Annotated in this window: 12 protein-coding genes; 2 read left to right on the top strand and 10 right to left on the bottom strand. The window is 57.9% G+C overall.

What is annotated here, in order from left to right; all coding sequences use genetic code 11:
- Positions 1 to 4 precede the first annotated feature (4 nt).
- The gene (dbpA, locus tag IEX44_RS11835) at positions 5 to 1,396 is read left to right on the top strand and encodes an ATP-dependent RNA helicase DbpA (RefSeq protein WP_188693684.1); all 1,392 of its coding nucleotides are present in this window, start codon (positions 5 to 7) and stop codon (positions 1,394 to 1,396) included.
- A 20-nt stretch (positions 1,397 to 1,416) separates the two neighbouring features.
- Here dbpA and IEX44_RS11830 read toward each other — a convergent pair whose 3' ends face one another.
- From IEX44_RS11830 to IEX44_RS11805, 6 genes are all read right to left on the bottom strand, one after another.
- Complete coding sequence (locus tag IEX44_RS11830; protein WP_188693681.1) at positions 1,417 to 2,055, bottom strand: HAD-IA family hydrolase; 639 nt, start codon at positions 2,053 to 2,055, stop codon at positions 1,417 to 1,419.
- Positions 2,056 to 2,113: 58 nt separating this feature from the next.
- Positions 2,114 to 2,419: a hypothetical protein gene (locus tag IEX44_RS11825; RefSeq protein WP_188693678.1), complete on the bottom strand. Its 306-nt coding sequence runs from the start codon at positions 2,417 to 2,419 to the stop codon at positions 2,114 to 2,116.
- A 225-nt stretch (positions 2,420 to 2,644) separates the two neighbouring features.
- A complete protein-coding gene (locus IEX44_RS11820) occupies positions 2,645 to 3,055 on the bottom strand; it encodes a hypothetical protein (protein ID WP_188693674.1) in 411 nt (136 codons plus the stop codon).
- Between the two features lie 87 nt (positions 3,056 to 3,142).
- Entirely contained in the window at positions 3,143 to 4,561 is a 1,419-nt protein-coding gene (locus IEX44_RS11815; protein ID WP_188693671.1) for a DUF2252 domain-containing protein, read from the bottom strand.
- A gap of 111 nt (positions 4,562 to 4,672) precedes the next feature.
- Positions 4,673 to 5,329, bottom strand: coding sequence for a hypothetical protein (locus tag IEX44_RS11810; protein ID WP_188693669.1), 657 nt, complete (start codon positions 5,327 to 5,329; stop codon positions 4,673 to 4,675).
- A 443-nt stretch (positions 5,330 to 5,772) separates the two neighbouring features.
- On the bottom strand, positions 5,773 to 6,990 hold the full coding sequence (locus IEX44_RS11805) for an MFS transporter (RefSeq protein ID WP_188693665.1): 1,218 nt from the start codon (positions 6,988 to 6,990) through the stop codon (positions 5,773 to 5,775).
- Positions 6,991 to 7,172: 182 nt separating this feature from the next.
- On the opposite strand from IEX44_RS11805, the gene IEX44_RS11800 reads away from it, so the two are divergent.
- A complete protein-coding gene (locus IEX44_RS11800; RefSeq protein WP_188693663.1) occupies positions 7,173 to 8,024 on the top strand; it encodes a DMT family transporter in 852 nt (283 codons plus the stop codon).
- A gap of 66 nt (positions 8,025 to 8,090) precedes the next feature.
- Here the strand turns inward: IEX44_RS11800 and IEX44_RS11795 are convergent, their stop codons facing one another.
- The 4 genes from IEX44_RS11795 to IEX44_RS11780 all read right to left on the bottom strand — a co-directional run bounded on the left by IEX44_RS11795 (position 8,091) and on the right by IEX44_RS11780 (position 17,201).
- The gene (locus IEX44_RS11795; protein ID WP_188693660.1) at positions 8,091 to 9,563 is read right to left on the bottom strand and encodes an efflux transporter outer membrane subunit; all 1,473 of its coding nucleotides are present in this window, start codon (positions 9,561 to 9,563) and stop codon (positions 8,091 to 8,093) included.
- Positions 9,564 to 12,677: a multidrug efflux RND transporter permease subunit gene (locus IEX44_RS11790; RefSeq protein ID WP_188693656.1), complete on the bottom strand. Its 3,114-nt coding sequence runs from the start codon at positions 12,675 to 12,677 to the stop codon at positions 9,564 to 9,566.
- Positions 12,677 to 15,796: an MdtB/MuxB family multidrug efflux RND transporter permease subunit gene (locus tag IEX44_RS11785; RefSeq protein WP_188693653.1), complete on the bottom strand. Its 3,120-nt coding sequence runs from the start codon at positions 15,794 to 15,796 to the stop codon at positions 12,677 to 12,679. Before IEX44_RS11785 ends, IEX44_RS11790 begins: the two co-directional genes overlap by 1 nt.
- 88 nt (positions 15,797 to 15,884) lie before the next feature.
- Complete coding sequence (locus IEX44_RS11780) at positions 15,885 to 17,201, bottom strand: MdtA/MuxA family multidrug efflux RND transporter periplasmic adaptor subunit (RefSeq protein WP_188693650.1); 1,317 nt, start codon at positions 17,199 to 17,201, stop codon at positions 15,885 to 15,887.
- Between the last annotated feature and the right edge of the window lie 249 nt (positions 17,202 to 17,450).

Here is a 17,450-nt window from a genome sequence, read left to right as displayed (position 1 = left end):
GCCTGTGACCAGGAAGACCCCCTTCTCTGCGCTGCCGTTGTCTGCTGCGCAACTGGCCAACCTGGCCAGCCTTGATTACCAGGAAATGACCGAGATCCAGGCCCAAAGCCTGCCGCTCATTCTGGATCGCAAAGACGTCATTGCCCAAGCCAAAACCGGCAGTGGCAAAACTGCCGCATTTGGTCTGGGTTTGCTGCACAACCTGAACCCGACCCTGTTTGCCATTCAGGCCCTGGTGATCTGCCCCACGCGTGAACTGGCCGACCAGGTGGCCAAGTCACTGCGCCAACTGGCCCGGCACATGGACAACATCAAGATCCTGACGTTGTGTGGTGGTTCGCCCATGGGCCCGCAGATTGGCTCGCTGGAACATGGCGCCCATATCATCGTTGGCACCCCGGGGCGCCTGCACGATCACCTGGCGCGTGGCACGCTGGATTTGCGCCGCGTGAGCATGCTGGTGCTTGATGAAGCCGATCGCATGATTGATATGGGTTTTTACGACGAAGTCGTCAACATTGTCCGTCAGTGCCCCAAGCACCGGCAGACCATGTTGTTTTCGGCCACGTATACCGAAGATATCCGCAAGCAAAGTGCCGGCTTCCTGCGCCAGCCGGTGGAAATCAAGGTCGAATCTTTTCATGATGCCAACCGCATCGAACAACGTTTTTACGACGTCGAACACACCGCCCGAAACGAAGCCGCTGCGCAGATTATCGAGCACTTCCGTCCGGTCTCGACGCTGGCGTTCTGTAACACCAAAATCCATTGCCGTGAACTGACCCAGGCCCTGCGCGCACGCGGCCTTTCTGCCGCCGCGCTGTATGGCGATATGGAGCAGCGGGATCGCGACGAAATTCTGGTGCGCTTTGCCAACCGCAGTTGCTCTGTGCTGGTCGCCACCGATGTCGCCGCGCGCGGGCTGGATATTGCGTCGCTGGACATGGTGCTGAACGTGGATGTCTCTCGGGATGCAGAAGTCCACGTGCACCGCATTGGTCGTACCGGTCGCGGCAAGGAGCGTGGTCTGGCCGTCACGCTGGCCTCGTCGGATGAGAAAAAGTGGGTCCGCTTGATTGAGGAATACCAGCAAGGCGTGAAAGCCGTTTGGCATCACCTCAATGAAGCAGCACCAGCCGATGGCCGCACCCTGCAACCACCGATGTCGACACTGGAAATTTCCTCAGGCCGTAAAGACAAGCTGCGTCCTGGTGACGTGCTGGGCGCGCTGACCGGTGAAGCGGGTTTCAAGAGCGAGCAGATCGGCAAGATCAATGTGTTCGATTTTTCCACCTACGTGGCGGTAGAACACAATATTGCCTTCGAAGCACTCAAACGGCTGGGCAATACCAATATCAAGGGCAAGCGTTACAAGGTGAGGTTGCTGGACGAATAAACGAGGTGCGATACCGCGTCTTATTCCAGTGCCACCAGTAATCCAGGTAGCTCATTCATCTGGTGAAACGCCCTCGCCCCGTCAGGCACGCTATCCACCAGGCCATGCGGCTGGTAGTAAAGTGCCTGCATACCGGCCGCGACAGCCCCTGCTACACCCGTGGGGCTGTCTTCCACCACGACGCAGTGCCGTGGCGCCGCGCCGTAGTGCGCAGCGACGTGTAAAAACAGACCTGGATCAGGTTTCCAGACCCCTACGTCGTAGGCGCTAAAAAGGCGATCGCCAAACCAGGGGGCAAGACCCGTCACGGCAAGCGCATGCCGCATTTTGGGCAGCGGGCCATTAGAGACCAGGCAAAACGGCAAGTGTAAGTGGCTGATCATGTCCAGCACGCCGGGCATGGGCACCAGTTCTTCATCAAAAAGCTGCGCAACACGGGCCCGGTAGCGCGTTTCAAAGTCGTCTGCCAGCGGTTGACCAATACGACGCGCAAGGTCTGCGGCGATTGGTGCAAACTTGACGCCCCGGTAGCGGGACACCATGCCCTCCACGGTGTCATCGAGTTGTGGCAGCAACTCCAGAAAAGCCTGGTTGCACAGGCGTTCGCTGTCAACCAGCGTGCCGTCCAGGTCAAAACAAACCAGTTCTACCGCAGACATCCCGAATGACCCATGGCTTGAAACAGTCGCTCAGCATACCAGGGGCCATGGGTAATGACTAGGCAACAGGTTGCGCTGCAGCAACCACGATTTCTTCACCAAACAAGGTGTGAATTTCCGGCTGGACCAGCGCCAGCATGCTGAAGGCCGTGCCGGTTTCCATGAAGCGGTCTGCCGCAGCACGGCAGCAAGACTCGTCTTCCCAGACCAGACGATCAAAGAAATAACCGTCCCCTTCATATAGCTCATAGGCAACAAACCCAGCCTGGACGCGCAACCAGGCCAGCATGTCCTGCGTCAGGGCAAGAAAAACATCGTGCGCATTGGGATCTTTGAGGCGAGATTGAACCAACTGGACAAACATGAACGCTCCGGCAAAGTTTATTTCACAATGAATTACAGCTTACATATTAAACAAGAAATAAAAAATGTGCTGGTCATTATGTAACAGTACGCACGTCAACAGAGGCCGCTTCAATCGCACCGCACAATGACGTTAGCATGAGTTCGTCATTTGTCTGTGTGATGCAAATCCCAATAAAAAAAGCACGCGTCACGCGTGCTTTTTTTAGGTGTTGATACCCGTTACTTACTGGGCGGCAGACGCACGCGGCGCACGTGCGCTGGTGGGTGTGGCCAGATCCCACTTGCCATCGCTTCCCTTGCAATAGGACGGGTTCATGACGTCGTTTTGTACCTTGTTGGAGAACTTGAGACTGACCTGGCGGCAGTTCAAGCCATTGCGCTCGAATTCTCGCGTCGGCGTGATTTTGACACTGGTGACGTTCGAGCTTTGCGTATCTGCATTACTCCAGACCTCACTCTGGCCAATCTTGCTGTTTTCCAGCGCGTCTTCGATGTTTTTATCCAGACTGGCAATTTCATCAGGCTTGAGACGACTGAGCGGCGTATTGCTCATAAAACCAAGGCCAGCCGCATAGACCTGGCCCAGGAAGGTGGCACAGATCAACGCAGCGGTAATGGCATAACGGGTTTGCATCCTGTTCTTCCTTTGTGTTTTAGGATTCCGGCTATTCATCTTAGAGCGCAGGCTGCGTCCTTGCTGGCAAACGCGCTCTACCGGAAATCAAACCGAGAAATCTGCCGCGTAGTCGGCCTCGGTTCTGGCCTGCAACCGACCGGATCGGCACGCTTTCGAGAACACTTCATAGTCAATGTCGACCTGGTCAGCATACGCCATGGCGTATTTGGCCAATGCAGTGGGCATGCTGTCACTTTTACCCATGTAACCGCTGACCTCCGCCGCCATACCGCCGGCCCGGGCATGCGCGCGCGCCAGCGCCCAGCCGCAGGCACGTGCGTACCCTTTGAGCCGCTCCGTATCGTAGAGGTCGACCTGCGCCGAGACTTTCTGATCACGCAACTGGCGAAAATAAAAATGCCGGCCGGATGGGCCTGTCGACCAGCCCAGGAAAATATCGCTGGAAGCCTGCATCATCCGTTGGCCATCGACCACTCGCCGCCCTTGATGTTGCAAGGGCGACTTGCATTTCACGTAGGGAGCCAGGACGGAATCCCGGGCTTCCTTGATCTGCATGAAGAGCGGCTTGCCCTGGTCATCCATCAGCAAGGCGACAAGGCATCGCGTCCCCACACTGCCCACGCCAACCACTTTGAACGCCATATCGTGGAGAGAAAACCGTTCCAGCAGTTGACGGTGGCTCGGTGCAATCGTGCTGACATACTCCTTGTTCAGTTTCTTGATCAGCGCTTCCGGGCCGCCCAGCTGGACCCAATCGTCAACTTCGTCAAACAGCGTGGTGTTACTGTGAATATGGAACACTGCAGGAGGCGCATCGCGGATTTTCCACTGTCCGTTTTCCAGCACGCCCAGCTTGGGCAGAAGCTCCTCGCTGCTGCGACGGTCAGCCTTGGCGATACCATCCTTGACGAGTTTACGGCCTTCGGAAGTACGGGACTGCTCCAGCAAACGCTCAAACGTAATCTGTTCGTACCAGACTTCCAGTTCACCCATTTGCGAATATTCAGTCATGTACTGCTGATAGGTGCGCGCCGCCGTATAGGCCATTTCTTCTGCGGCCGGGTCACCATGCCCCAGATGCCGACCTGCCACGCCAAAGCTGGCGCACAGCCGTTTGAGATCCCATTCCCACGGGCCTGGGTGGGTTTCATCAAAGTCATTCACATCAAAAATCAGATTGCGTTCTGGCGTGGCAAAACCGCCAAAATTGGACAGATGACTGTCACCGCAAATCTGGAAATAAATACCTGAATCCGGCGTACCAGAAAGATCATGTGCCTGCAAAATGGCGCTGCCGCGGAAAAACGCAAATGGCGAGGTCAGCATGCGGGCGTATCGCAGTGGAATCAGCCGTGCCACACGGCCTTCGCTATTGGCCTGCAACAAGAGGATCGGATCTCGATCACATTTGCCCGTGTGATCATGGGCCCCGCGTTTGACGGCCTTGCGCGCCTGCAGGCCGCGATCAATACGCTCTTCCAGGGTGGCTTGTTTTTTTTGCATTGGAGACTCCCGTTATGTTCTGGTGTGATGAATCACGGCAGATAGTCACAGGATAGCCCGCCCCGCCCCGATTGCCTGTCAGGCAAGGGCGTAGACGGACAACAGGATGGATCAGTCAGGGAACAACATTGAAGCGGTCAGCCGTACACCCCAGCCAGGCGCACTGTCAGGGCGGCTAATCCAGTATTTGCCTTCCACACCCAGCATGGCTTTTTCGCTGCCCACCGAGAACATGTGTGATAACCCTGCACTGACAGGCACGGTCCAGACCTTGCCCAGCCAGTCATACGTGGTTTCAGAACCCAGTGACCAGATATAACCAGAGCGCTGGCTGAATGAGACAAAGGGCTGCACGGCAGAGGTACTGGCATTGCCATGCAGTGCGGGCACGGTGTACGACCAGATATGATTGGCCTCTACACCCCAGCTCCATTGCTCGTTCTGCATCATCATCACGCCGGATGGGCCAGCACCCCAGCGTGGCACGCCATTAGGGGAATTGAGTGTGCTTTCGCCCAGGAACGCCGTGCCACCGCCAAGAACCCAGGCACCGTCATTGATTTTGGCGGGTAACAGCAGCAGATTCTGTACATCCTGGCCGCTGCCGTAGGGATTGGAACCGGGTAACAAATCAGAGTGTGCACCGCTTAACAACGGTTGCGAGACAACGGACCACTGGTTGCTGACGGAGTAAGCCGACGGACCCAAACTGGCCCCTTTCATATCCCACGCATTGCCAGCGGTATTGATACCCAGGCGAGACGGCACGAGGGTATTCTCCGTTGTGCCTGATTGCACCGGAACGAAGTCCTCATCTGCCCAAGCCATGCTGGCAAGACAGGCAGCCAGCGCACATCCCGCTCCAAGCTTGCTCCAGCCCGTGTGCATAACCTTCTCCCGACCCGTTGCGCCACATTGGCGGCGGTGCCGTTTTTTTATCGATCTTGTATTTGTGCACGCTGAGCGGCTTGCGTAGCAGGCCCCAGCGCCTTGTTAATTGCTCACCCCTAACGTTAGACGGTTGTAAGTCTTTGTGTTAGGCAGACTGTTGGTGAAAGGATGCCGCCGGTCAGCCAATGGCGCAAAGCCGCGAAACTAGCCGGTTCACGCGCAACGCTGGCTACTTCTGTGCTTGTTTTAGCGTCGCGCAGACGCAACAAAGCCCGGCGGACCGGGCTTTGTATGTCATGCGCTGAAAGCAGGAAGCAGATTCAGGCCATGGCTGGCGTGCGCGGATTGCGCTGATGCAGCACAACAGTGAGCACTACCCCCGCCGCTGCCGCCAAGGCCGCAATGCAGAAAATAGCCGGATAACCGTAGCCGCTGATAATCAACCCGGCTACCGGACCAATCAGCCCCAGTGCCACATCAAGAAACACCGAATAGGCACCCAGTGCTGCACCGCGGCTAGCCGCCGGGACCAGCGAGACGGCCTCAACACCCAGAGCCGGGAACACCAGCGAGAAACCAATCCCCGTCAGGGCTGCGCCGACGAGTGCCATCGTCGGGGTTACTGCGTTCCACAACAGCGTGAGGCCAATGCACTCCACCACAAATGAAACGATCGCTACCTTGAAGCCACCGTAGCTATTGATGCTGCGGGCAAAGACCAACCGTGTGCCGACAAAGCAAATACCAAACATCGACAGCGTGAACGCCGCGTTGGGCCAATGTCGACTGGCGTAGAACAGCGTGACAAACGTGGCGATCGTACCGAAACCAGCAGAACCCAGCGCCAGACCTGTGCCATAGGCAAACACCTTGCCCAGCACGCTGCGGAATGGCAAACGCTCGCCATGGACAATCGGAGAGGCCTTGCGTGGCAATGCCAGCACCACACCCACCACGCCCAACAGCATCACCACAATGCCAATCGACGCAAACCCCAGATGCTGCGTCAGCAAAACGCCGACCGGAGCACCCACAGCCAGCGCGCCATAAGTGGCAACACCGTTCCAGGAAATCACCTTGGCGGTGTGTTGCGCACCAACGGTACCGATGCCCCAGGTAATCGCGCCAGTGCCGCAGCAGCTTTCTGCACAACCCAGCACCAGCCGGCCCACCAGCAGCAGTGTCAGGCTCAGCCATGGCGTGTGCGTTGTAAATGCAGCCGCCAGCATGAATATGCCGCTCACACCGGCAGCGGCCAGACCATACAACACAGTACGCTTGGCACCGATGGTGTCAGACATGCGCCCGGCATGTGGCCGACTGGCCAGCGTCGCCAGGTACTGCGCGCTGATGGCCAGACCGGCCAACACAGAGCCGTAGCCCAGATCGTTGTGCACGTAAGACGGCAGCACTGCCAGTGGGATACCAATGGTCAGATACGCCAGAAACGTAAACAGGACGATACTGACCACGCGCAGCGTGACGTTTTCGTCCTGATTTTCAGGGGTAACAGAGGAATTGCTGGATTCTGAAGACATGAGTTGCGGCCGGTCCGGTCAAACATTGTTATTGCGGTGGCACAAAACTGGACCGGTCGGTTTGATGCGGAGCAGCAAAATGTGCACAAACTGAATGATAGGCCCAAACCCGACCGAGCTGTATCATTCATGCCCGAAAATGACCGTTTTCTTATTTACAAACTGTACAAACTTACTCGCCTATGCTCTATCTGCTTGTTATCAACGTCGTCTGGGCCTTGTCTTTCAACCTGATCGGTATTTTTCTGGCCGGCCACGTTGACAGCGATTTTGCGGTCCTCACCCGCGTCGCAATCGCCGGCCTTGTGTTCCTGCCTTTCACGGCCTGGCGTGCTATCCCGGCCATGCGCAAACTGGGCACCATGGCCGCCGGCGCCTTGCAATTTGGCGTGACCTATTTGCTGCTGTACCGTTCTTTTCACTTTGTCAGCGTGGCAGAAGTTCTGCTGTTCACCATCTTCACGCCGATCTACATCACCCTGCTGGATGACCTTTACCAGCGGCGCTTTAACCGGCGCGCGTTTGGCGCAACGCTGCTGGCGGTGCTGGGCTCATTGATCATCCGTTACGATCACATCGATGCCAACGCGCTCACCGGCTTTTTGCTGCTGCAACTGGCCAACCTGACTTTTGCAGCAGGCCAGGTGGGCTACCGGCAATTGGTACGACGTTACCCGGTGAACCTGCCGGAGTATCGCTCATTTGGTTATTTCTTTGCCGGTGCGTTGATCGTCGCCCTGCCCTCGTTCCTCATCTTCGGCAACCCGGCCAAGCTACCGACACTCCCTGAACAGTTTGCAGTGCTCGCCTTTTTGGGCCTTGCTTCCTCTGCCCTCGGTTTTTATTGGTGGAACAAAGGCGCATGCATGGTCGATGCCGGTACGCTGGGCGCGATGAACAACATGCATATCCCGATCGGGCTACTGATTAACCTGGCGTTCTTTAACCAGCATGCGGATGTGTTGCGATTGGTGGCGGGCGGCGTGGTCATGCTGGGGGCGGTGTGGTTTTCGCGAGCCGGTCGCAGCGGCTGAATGCGTCACACCCAAAACAAAAAAGCCCCGGCACCGGGGCTTTTTTGTTTCGACCACCACAAGTCGTTACTTGGCCGATGCGGTCTGGTTTTGCGTCATCTGCGCGGTCGTCCAGCCACCGCCCAGTGCCTTGATCAACAGCACGTTGGCCGTAAAGCGGCGTTGCTGGACATCCAGCGCGCTGCGTTCGGCACTCAGTAAAGAGGCTTGCGTCGTCGCAACATTGACATAGGTTGCGGTGCCGGCTTTGTACTGGTTGAGCGCCAGATTGGCGGAGTCCTGCGCGGCCTTCACGGCCAGATCCTGGGTCTGGGCCTCATCTTGCAAAATGCGCAGGGCAGCCAGGTTGTCTTCCACCTCTTGCAAACCACCCAGAACAGTCTGGCGGTATTCGGCAACAGTGGCATCGTACTGGGCTTCGGCTTCTTGCTGTCCAGCCTTCAGCAGGCCGCCCTCAAACAACGGCTGGGTCAGGCCTGCACCCAGTGACCAGATCCGGTTAGGCAGGTCGAACAGATTGCCCCACTCATTGCCTTGATAGCCACCCGAGCCAGACAGTGTCAGCGCCGGGTACATCGCCGCAGTAGCGACACCGACGTTGGCATTGGCCTGTGCGACAGCGCGTTCTGCTGAGGCGATATCCGGGCGCCGTTGCAAAAGGTCAGACGGCACGCCGGCCGGGACATCCGGCAATGTAGCGGTCAGGGCAGATTGCTCTGGCAGGCTGAAGTTAGCCGGTGCCTTGCCGATCAGGATGGCAATGGCATGTTCAAGCTGGGCGCGTGAGACACCCAGATCCGTCAGCGATGCCTGCGCAGTCAACAGCTGAGTCTGCGCCTGGGCGACATCCGCACGGGTCACGATACCGGCCTTGTACTGGTTCTGCGTCAGCGTCAGCGATTTCTGGTAAGCATCAACAGTCTGGGTCAGCAATACCTTCTGGGCATCAATCACGCGCAGCTGGAAGTAGTCCTGGGCCAACGTGGCTTGCGCCGATAACAACGCTGCAGCCAGATTGGCTGCGACAGCTTGCGTGTTGGCATCCTGGGCTTCCACCTGGCGACGCACCTTCCCCCAGATATCCGGCTCCCAGCTGGCATTAAGGATTGCACCATAATTGTTCTTCACAGCACTGCGCTGTACGGTGGCTTGCGAGCCGCCGGTACCGCTCACCGTGCTGGTGTTGCTCTGACTGCGCGAAGCAGAGAGATCCAGCCCCAGGGTGGGCCAGTACGCGGCGCGGGCAACTTCGCCAGCGGCCCGGGCCTGGCGATATTGCGCTTCAAACTGTTTGACCGTCTGGTTGGTGACTTGTACCTGATCGATCAAACCATTGAGCGTGCTGTCGTTGTAGGCCTCCCACCACTTGCCGCGCGGGGCCAGGTCTTGCGGGTTGGCCTGTTTGAAGCCTTGGGCTTCCTTGAATGCCGTGCCGGCGTCGATCTGCGGCGCACCTTTATAATCAGGCCCCACCGCGCAACCAGAGAGCGAAGCCACCATGGCGAAGGTCATCAGGGTCAGTGTCAGATTGCGTTTCATTTAGCGGGCTCCTGCGCCACTTTGCGCGTCAAACGTCGTTTGAGCTTCGGTCCGGCCCAAACGGCGCAGACACCAAAAGCGGAAACGATCCAGGTACAAATACATGACAGGGGTGGTGTACAGCGTCAGCACCTGGCTGACCACAAGACCACCAACGATTGAAATCCCTAACGGCTGACGCAGTTCGGCGCCATCGCCCTGGCCCAGGGCCAGCGGGATGGCCCCGAGAATGGCCGCCATGGTGGTCATCATGATCGGCCGGAAGCGCAACAAGCAGGCGTGGTAGATCGCATCGCGCGATTTCATGCCCTGCTTGCGCTCTGCCTCCAGCGCAAAGTCGATCATCATGATGGCGTTTTTCTTGACGATACCAATCAACAAAAGCACGCCAATCAAGGCCACGATGGTGAACTGCGTCTTGAACAGCATGAGTGCCAGCAACGCCCCCACACCGGCCGAAGGCAGCGTGGAAAGAATCGTGATCGGGTGGACGTAGCTCTCATACAAAATACCCAGCACGATATAGACCGCGATGATGGCCGCCAGAATCAGCAAGGGCTGCGAATTCTGCGATTGCTGAAAGGCCGCCGCACTACCGGCAAAGCTGCCGTGAATCGACGTGGGGACACTCAGTCGGTTCATGGCGTCTTCAATGGCCGCCTGCGCTTCAGACAAAGACGTGCCCGGGTCCAGGTTGAACGAGATCGTCGCCGCGACAAACTCACCCTGATGGTTGACCGCCAATGGCGTAAACGTCGGGCCATAGGTGGCAATGGTCGAGAGAGGCACCTGCGCACCGGCAGACGTAATGATGTAGATGTTTTTAAGCGCTTCCGGGCTTTGCCAGTATTGCGGGGCGACTTCCATCACCACGTGATACTGGTTCAGCGGCTGGTAAATGGTGGAGACCTGTCGCTGGCCAAACGCGTCATTGAGCACCTGATCGACCTGAGTCACCGTCAAACCAAGGCGTGCCATTGCGTCGCGGTTCAAAGACAGCGTGGTCTGCAGGCCCTTGTCTTGCTGATCGGTGTTGACGTCTTTCAGGATGTCAACGTTAGCGAGTGCCGCCTGGATCTTGGGCTGCCATTCACGCAGTACGGCCAGATCATCAGCCTGCAAGGTGTACTGATACTGTGCATTGGAACTACGCCCACCCACGCGGATATCCTGAACCGATTGCAAAAACAGCTGTGCACCGGGCTCATTGGCCAGCTTGCCGCGCAGACGCGCAATGACCGCATCGGCGGATATCTTGCGTTCACTCAACGGCTTGAGTGAGACAAACATGAAACCGCTATTACGCTGGCCACCGCCGGTATAGGCGGTCACCACGTCCACCGCCGGATCGCTCTTCACAATCTCGACAAAATCAGACACTTTCTGGCGCATGGCCTGGAACGAAATGCTCTGATCCGCTTGTACATTACCAATGATGCGGCCCGTATCCTGCTGCGGAAAAAAGCCTTTGGGGATGACGATATACAGATAAATATTCAGGATGATCGTGATCAACAGGATGAGCATGGTCAGCGGGCCATGACGCAGCACCCACGCCAATGAACGGCTGTAGCCCTTTTGCATGCCGTTGAACACGGCTTCACTCCAGCGATACAAACGGCCATGTGTTTTGCGCTCAGGCCGCAACAGGCGCGAGCACATCATCGGTGTCGTGGTCAGCGAGACAATCAGCGACACCAGAATCGCCACCGATAGTGTCACCGCAAACTCGCGGAACAAGCGGCCGATAATCCCGCCCATCATCAGGATCGGGATAAACACAGCAACCAGCGAAATACTCATACTGATGACGGTAAAGCCCACCTCGCTGGCGCCCGCCATGGCTGCCTGGAACGGCTTCATACCTTCTTCGATATGCCTTGAGACGTTCTCCAGCACCACGATCGCGTCATCAACCACAAAGCCTGTGGCAATCGTCAACGCCATCAAAGAGAGGTTGTTCAGGCTGAAACCGCACAGATACATGGCGGCAAAGGTCGCAATCAGCGACACCGGCACCGCAACCGCCGGGATCAGCGTCGCCCGGCCATTACGCAGAAACAGGAACACCACCAGGATCACCAGGATGACCGAGATCACCAGCGTGCGTTCAACCTCATTGAGTGACGCGCGGATCGTTGGCGTACGGTCCAGTGCGACATCGACCTGAATCGCAGCGGGGATCTGCGCTTCCAGTCGTGGCAGCTCCTTGTAAACCCGATCCACTGTCTCGATGATGTTGGCGCCTGGCTGCCGCCGCAGAATCAACAGCACCGACGGTTTGCCATTCGCCGAACCGGCATTGCGTACATCCTGGACCGAGTCTTTGACCTCAGCCACATCAGACAACCGTACCGCATTGCCATTTTTGTAGCTGATGATCAGCGGCAAATATTCTTTGGCGGTTTTGGCTTGATCACTGGCGTAGATCTGCCAGTGACGATCACCGTCCTCGGCAAAACCCTTGGGCCGGTTGGCGTTGGCTGCCGCCAGCGTGGTCCGGACGGTTTCCAGCGACACCCCATACTGGTTCAGTTGGGTCGGATTGAGTTCTACGCGCACGGCCGGCAAAGAACTGCCCCCGACATCCACCTGCCCTACCCCGTCAATTTGCGAGAGCTTCTGCGCCAGAATGGTCGAGGCCGCGTCATACATCTGCCCCTGACTCATGGTTTTGGACGTCAGCGCCAGGATCATGATCGGCGCATCGGCCGGATTGACCTTGCGATAGGTCGGATTACTGGGCATGCCCGTGGGCAACAGGCTGCGCGCGGCATTGATGGCCGCTTGCACATCCCGCGCAGCGCCGTTGATATCGCGGTCCAGATCAAACTGCAAAGTAATGCGCGAGGAACCCAGCGAACTGGATGACGTCATTTCCGTCACGCCGGCAATGCGACCCAGCGCGCGTTCCAGCGGTGTGGCCACCGTGGCGGCCATGGTATCGGGTGAGGCACCCGGCAAGCTGGCTGAGACAGAGATCGTCGGGTAATCCACCTGCGGCAGCGGCGATACCGGCAACAACATGAACGAGACGATACCCGCCAGCGCAATGCCAAACGTCAACAGAGTGGTCGCGACGGGCCGCTTGATGAAAGTTGCAGAAAAGCTCATCAGCGCACGTCCGTCGAAGGCGTCGGCACCTGGCCATTACGGCGGGCCTTCCAGTCGCGGAAACGGCCACTGACACGATCAAACCACAGGTAAATCACCGGGGTGGTAAACAGTGTGAGCAACTGGCTGACCAGCAGACCGCCGACCATGGTCACGCCCAGCGGGTGACGCAATTCTGCACCCACGCCGGTACCCAGCATCAGCGGCAAGGCCCCCAGCAAAGCGGCCATGGTTGTCATCAGAATCGGACGGAATCGCAACAGACATGCCTGGTAAATGGCCTCACGCGGGGCCTTGCCTTCATCGCGCTCTGCCTGCAGGGCAAAGTCGATCATCATGATGGCGTTTTTCTTGACGATACCAATCAGCAGCACAATACCGATGATGGCAATGACTGAGAGGTCTGTGCGCGCCAGCAGCAGCGCCAGCAGCGCGCCGATCCCGGCCGATGGCAGTGTCGAGAGAATGGTGATCGGGTGAATGTAACTCTCGTAGAGCGCGCCCAGCACGATGTACATGGTCACGATGGCAGCCAGAATCAGCCACAACTCATTGGAGAGCGCCGCACGGAAGGCCAGCGCTGCGCCTTGATAGCTGGTGGCGATGGAAATCGGCATGCCGATTTCTTTCTCGGCCTGGTCGATCATCTGTACCGCCTCGCCCAACGATGCGCCCGAAGCGAGGTTAAATGACACGGTGGCGGACGGGAACTGCGCCAGATGGTTGATCACCAGCGGTGTGTTCTGCTCCACCACGCGCGCAACAGCCGACAATGGCACCTGCACATCGTTGGTACCCGCAACGTGCAAATCATTGAGTGATTGCGGGCCAATGGCCTGATCTGGCGACGCCTCCAGAATCACGCGGTACTGGTTGGCTTGCGTGTAGATGGTCGAGACCATGCGCTGGCCATAGGCGCTGTACAGCGCGTTATCAATCGCGGCGGGGGTAATGCCAAGGCGCCCGGCAGCATCGCGATCAATATCGACATAGGCTTGCAAACCTTTGTCCTGCATATCGCTGGCGACATCCGCCAGTTGCGGCAGTGCCGACAATTTGTCGACCAGCTTGGGCACCCAGGTAGAAAGCTCGTTGATATCCGCCGTTTGCAGCGTGAACTGGTATTGCGTGCGTGCCACGCGGTCTTCAATCGTCAAATCCTGCACGGGCTGCATGAAGAGCGAAATCCCCTGCACCTTGGCCACTTCTGGTTGCAGGCGACGAATAATCTCGCTGGCCGACGACGAGCGCTGATCATGCGGTTTGAGGTTGATCAGCATGCGGCCGCTGTTCAGCGTGGCGTTGGTGCCATCGACACCAATAAACGACGTCAGCGAATCCACATCCGGATCTTTCAGAATCACATCAGCCAGTTGTTGCTGCCGGGCCGACATGGCTTCAAACGAAACTGACTGCGACGCATCTGAAATACCCTGGATCACGCCAGTGTCTTGCACCGGGAAAAACCCCTTGGGGACGAACACATACAACAGGCCGGTCAGCACCACCGTACCGACAGCAACCGCCAGCGTCAGGCGCTGCCGATCCAGTACCCAGGTCAACCACCTGCCGTACTGCGCAATCACACGATCAAAAAACGCACCAACGCCGTGATAGAACCGGCCTTGTTTTTCTTCCGGTACGTGCTTGAGCAAACGCGCGCACATCATGGGCGTCAGCGTCAGCGATACCACGGCGGAGATCAGAATCGACACCGCCAGCGTAATGGCGAACTCCCGGAACAACCGGCCAACCACATCGCCCATGAACAACAGCGGAATCAATACCGCGATCAGCGAGAACGTCAGCGAGATAATCGTAAAGCCAATCTGCTCTGCGCCCTTGAGCGCAGCCGTCATGGGTTCCTCACCCTCTTCGATATACCGCGCAATGTTCTCGATCATGACAATGGCGTCGTCGACCACAAAACCCGTGGCAATGGTCAGCGCCATCAACGTCAGGTTGTTGATCGAGAACCCGCACATGTACATCACGCCAAACGTGCCGACCAGCGACAGCGGTACCGCCACACTGGGGATGACCGTCGCAGAGACATTGCGCAGGAATACAAAGATCACCAGCACCACGAGCACGATGGCCAGCAGCAATTCATAGACAGTGTCGGTGACCGAGGCGCGAATGGTGGTCGTGCGATCGGTCAGAATCTGTACCTCTACCGCGCCCGGCAACGTGGCCTGCAAGCTGGGCAACAGCTTTTTGATATTGTTGACGACCTGAATAACGTTGGCGCCTGGCTGACGCTGGATGTTCAACAAAATGGCCGGTTTGTCGTTGGCCCAGGCGGCAAGGCGCGAGTTCTCTGCGCCATCCACGATCGTCGCCACATCCGATAACCGGATCGCTGCCCCATTCTTGTAGGCCAACACAAGGCTGTTGTATTCGGCAGCGTTCTTCAGCTGGTCGTTTGCATCAATGGTGGAAGCACGCATCGGGCCATCAAAACTACCCTTGGCCTGATTGGTATTGGCATTGCTGATGGCAGTCCGCACGTCCTCAATATTGAGACCATACGACGCCAGTTGCCTAGGATTGGCCTGAATGCGTACAGCCGGGCGTTGGCCGCCAGACAAACTGACCAGACCGACGCCCGGAACTTGCGAGATTTTCTGTGCCAGACGGGTATCCACCAGGTCTTCGACCTTGGGTAGCGTCATGGTGCCGCTGGTAATCGCCAGCGTCATGATCGGCGTATCAGCCGGATTCACCTTGCTGTAGATCGGCGGCATGGGCAGATCAGTGGGCAGCAAGTTACTGGCGGCATTGATGGCGGCCTGGACTTCTTGCTCCGCGACGTCCAGCCCCAGCGAGAGATCAAACTGCAGCGTAATGACCGATGCACCACCTGAGTTCACGGAGGACATCTGGGAGAGGCCAGGCATCTGGCCAAACTGGCGTTCCAGCGGTGCGGTAATGGACGACGTCGTGACATCCGGGCTGGCCCCGGGATACAGCGTGACCACCTGGATGGTCGGGTAGTCGACCTCCGGCAAAGCGGAAATCGGCAAAAAGCGCATGGCCACAAGGCCGGCCAGCAAGATGGCAACCATCAACAAACTGGTGGCCACAGGGCGCAAGATAAACAAACGTGATGGATTCATACGGAATTCTCGAACAGGCCCAGGGGCAGCATGGCAAGCACAGCGAAGCCCGGATCACGCTGTGGGTACAGGTATCCGGGCATGGTCGTTACTCCTGACTCTGGCTTTGCTTGTGTCGCCAGGCGCCACTTGCACCGCTGGCACGTTTGCCGTGTGCCCAGCTGCCATTGCGGGCATGGGGCTTCATACTGGCCACACCGCTGGCATTGGGCGAGATCACCTCAACTTGCGAACCATCCTTGAGCTTGTCACCGCCATCAATCACCACCACCTCACCGGGCTTCAGGCCAGATTCGACGCCAACGTTTTCGCCGTCCACCGGACCCAGCTTGATCGGCCGTGCTTCTACCGCTTGATCCTGCCCCACCACAAACACAAACGTGCCGCTGGTACCGCGCTGTACCGCAGCGCTCGGGATCAGGGTGGCGTCATGCCGGGTTTCGACCAGCAAACGGGCGTTCACAAACTGATTGGGGAAGAGCGAACCATTTTCATTGGCAAACGAGGCCTTGAGTTTGAGCGTGCCCGTGGTGGTATCAATCTGGTTATCTACCGTGAGTAGCTTGCCGCTGGCCAGTTTGATTTGCTGGCCACGATCAAACGCATCCACTGCCAGCGTGTTGCCCTTGTTCAGTTGTGCCAGCACGCCCGGAAGCGTGGTTTCCGGAATCGTAAACAGTACGGAGATAGGCGTAACCTGGTTGATGATCACCAGGCCGTTGGTATCGGTGGCGTGAATCATGTTGCCTGGATCAACCTGCCGCAAACCAACGCGCCCCGGCGCCGGTGCGGTTACACGGGTGTAGGACAGCTGCAGTCTGGCGCTATCCACGGCAGCCTGATCGGCTTTTACTGTGCCCTGATACTGCTTGACCAGTGCAGTTTGCTGATCAACCTGTTGCTTGCTGATGGACTCTTGCGTCAGCAGCGTCTGATAACGGGTCAAATCCTGTTGCGCTCCCAACAACTGGGCCTGATCGCGCACCAGTTGACCCTCGGCCTGCGCGACGGCCACCGCAAACGGCGCGGGGTCAATCTGGGCCAGCACCTGCCCTTCTTTCACAACCTGGCCTTCGGTAAAGAACACCTTCTGCAACAGGCCATCCACACGGCTGTGCACGGTAACGTTATTGGCTGGTGTGACCGTACCCAGGCCAGTCAAGTAAACGTTCAGGTCGCCTGCGATCACCTTGCGTGCCTGCACCGGCATGGGCGCGCCACCGGGGCCCATGCCACCGCGGCGTCCACCACCGGCCTGCGCAGCCGCGCCGGGTTTGGCATGCATAATGAAATAACCGCCAGCAACAATCACGACGACACCTGCCAGGAGCCAGGGCCAGACGCGGCGGCGACGCGGAGTGGGATCATAAGAAACGGAAGCGGGCTGATGCGGGTCTGCAGACATGGGAAATCCAGTTTTTATCCGGTACGGCTGATCGGTCAGGTCTTGTCGGGCCACCGCCTGGGGCTGGAACACAGGCAACTGGCGGATGAATTTGCGCGGGCCGCTGTTTCAACGTCAGCATCTGTGCACGATCCCGTCACACCCCTCCTGCTCCAACGTAACAAACAGCCACGGCGGCAAGTCTGCCGGAAATTGACTTAAGCCAGGGTTAGCCAAAAGTAAAAAATGTGTAAAGGCGCTGGCGAGATG

Origin of the sequence: Silvimonas amylolytica (assembly GCF_014645555.1) — a bacterium.
Classification (GTDB): domain Bacteria; phylum Pseudomonadota; class Gammaproteobacteria; order Burkholderiales; family Chitinibacteraceae; genus Silvimonas; species Silvimonas amylolytica.
Note: the sequence above shows the minus strand (reverse complement) of the source record. Positions and strands in the feature narration are given on the sequence as shown.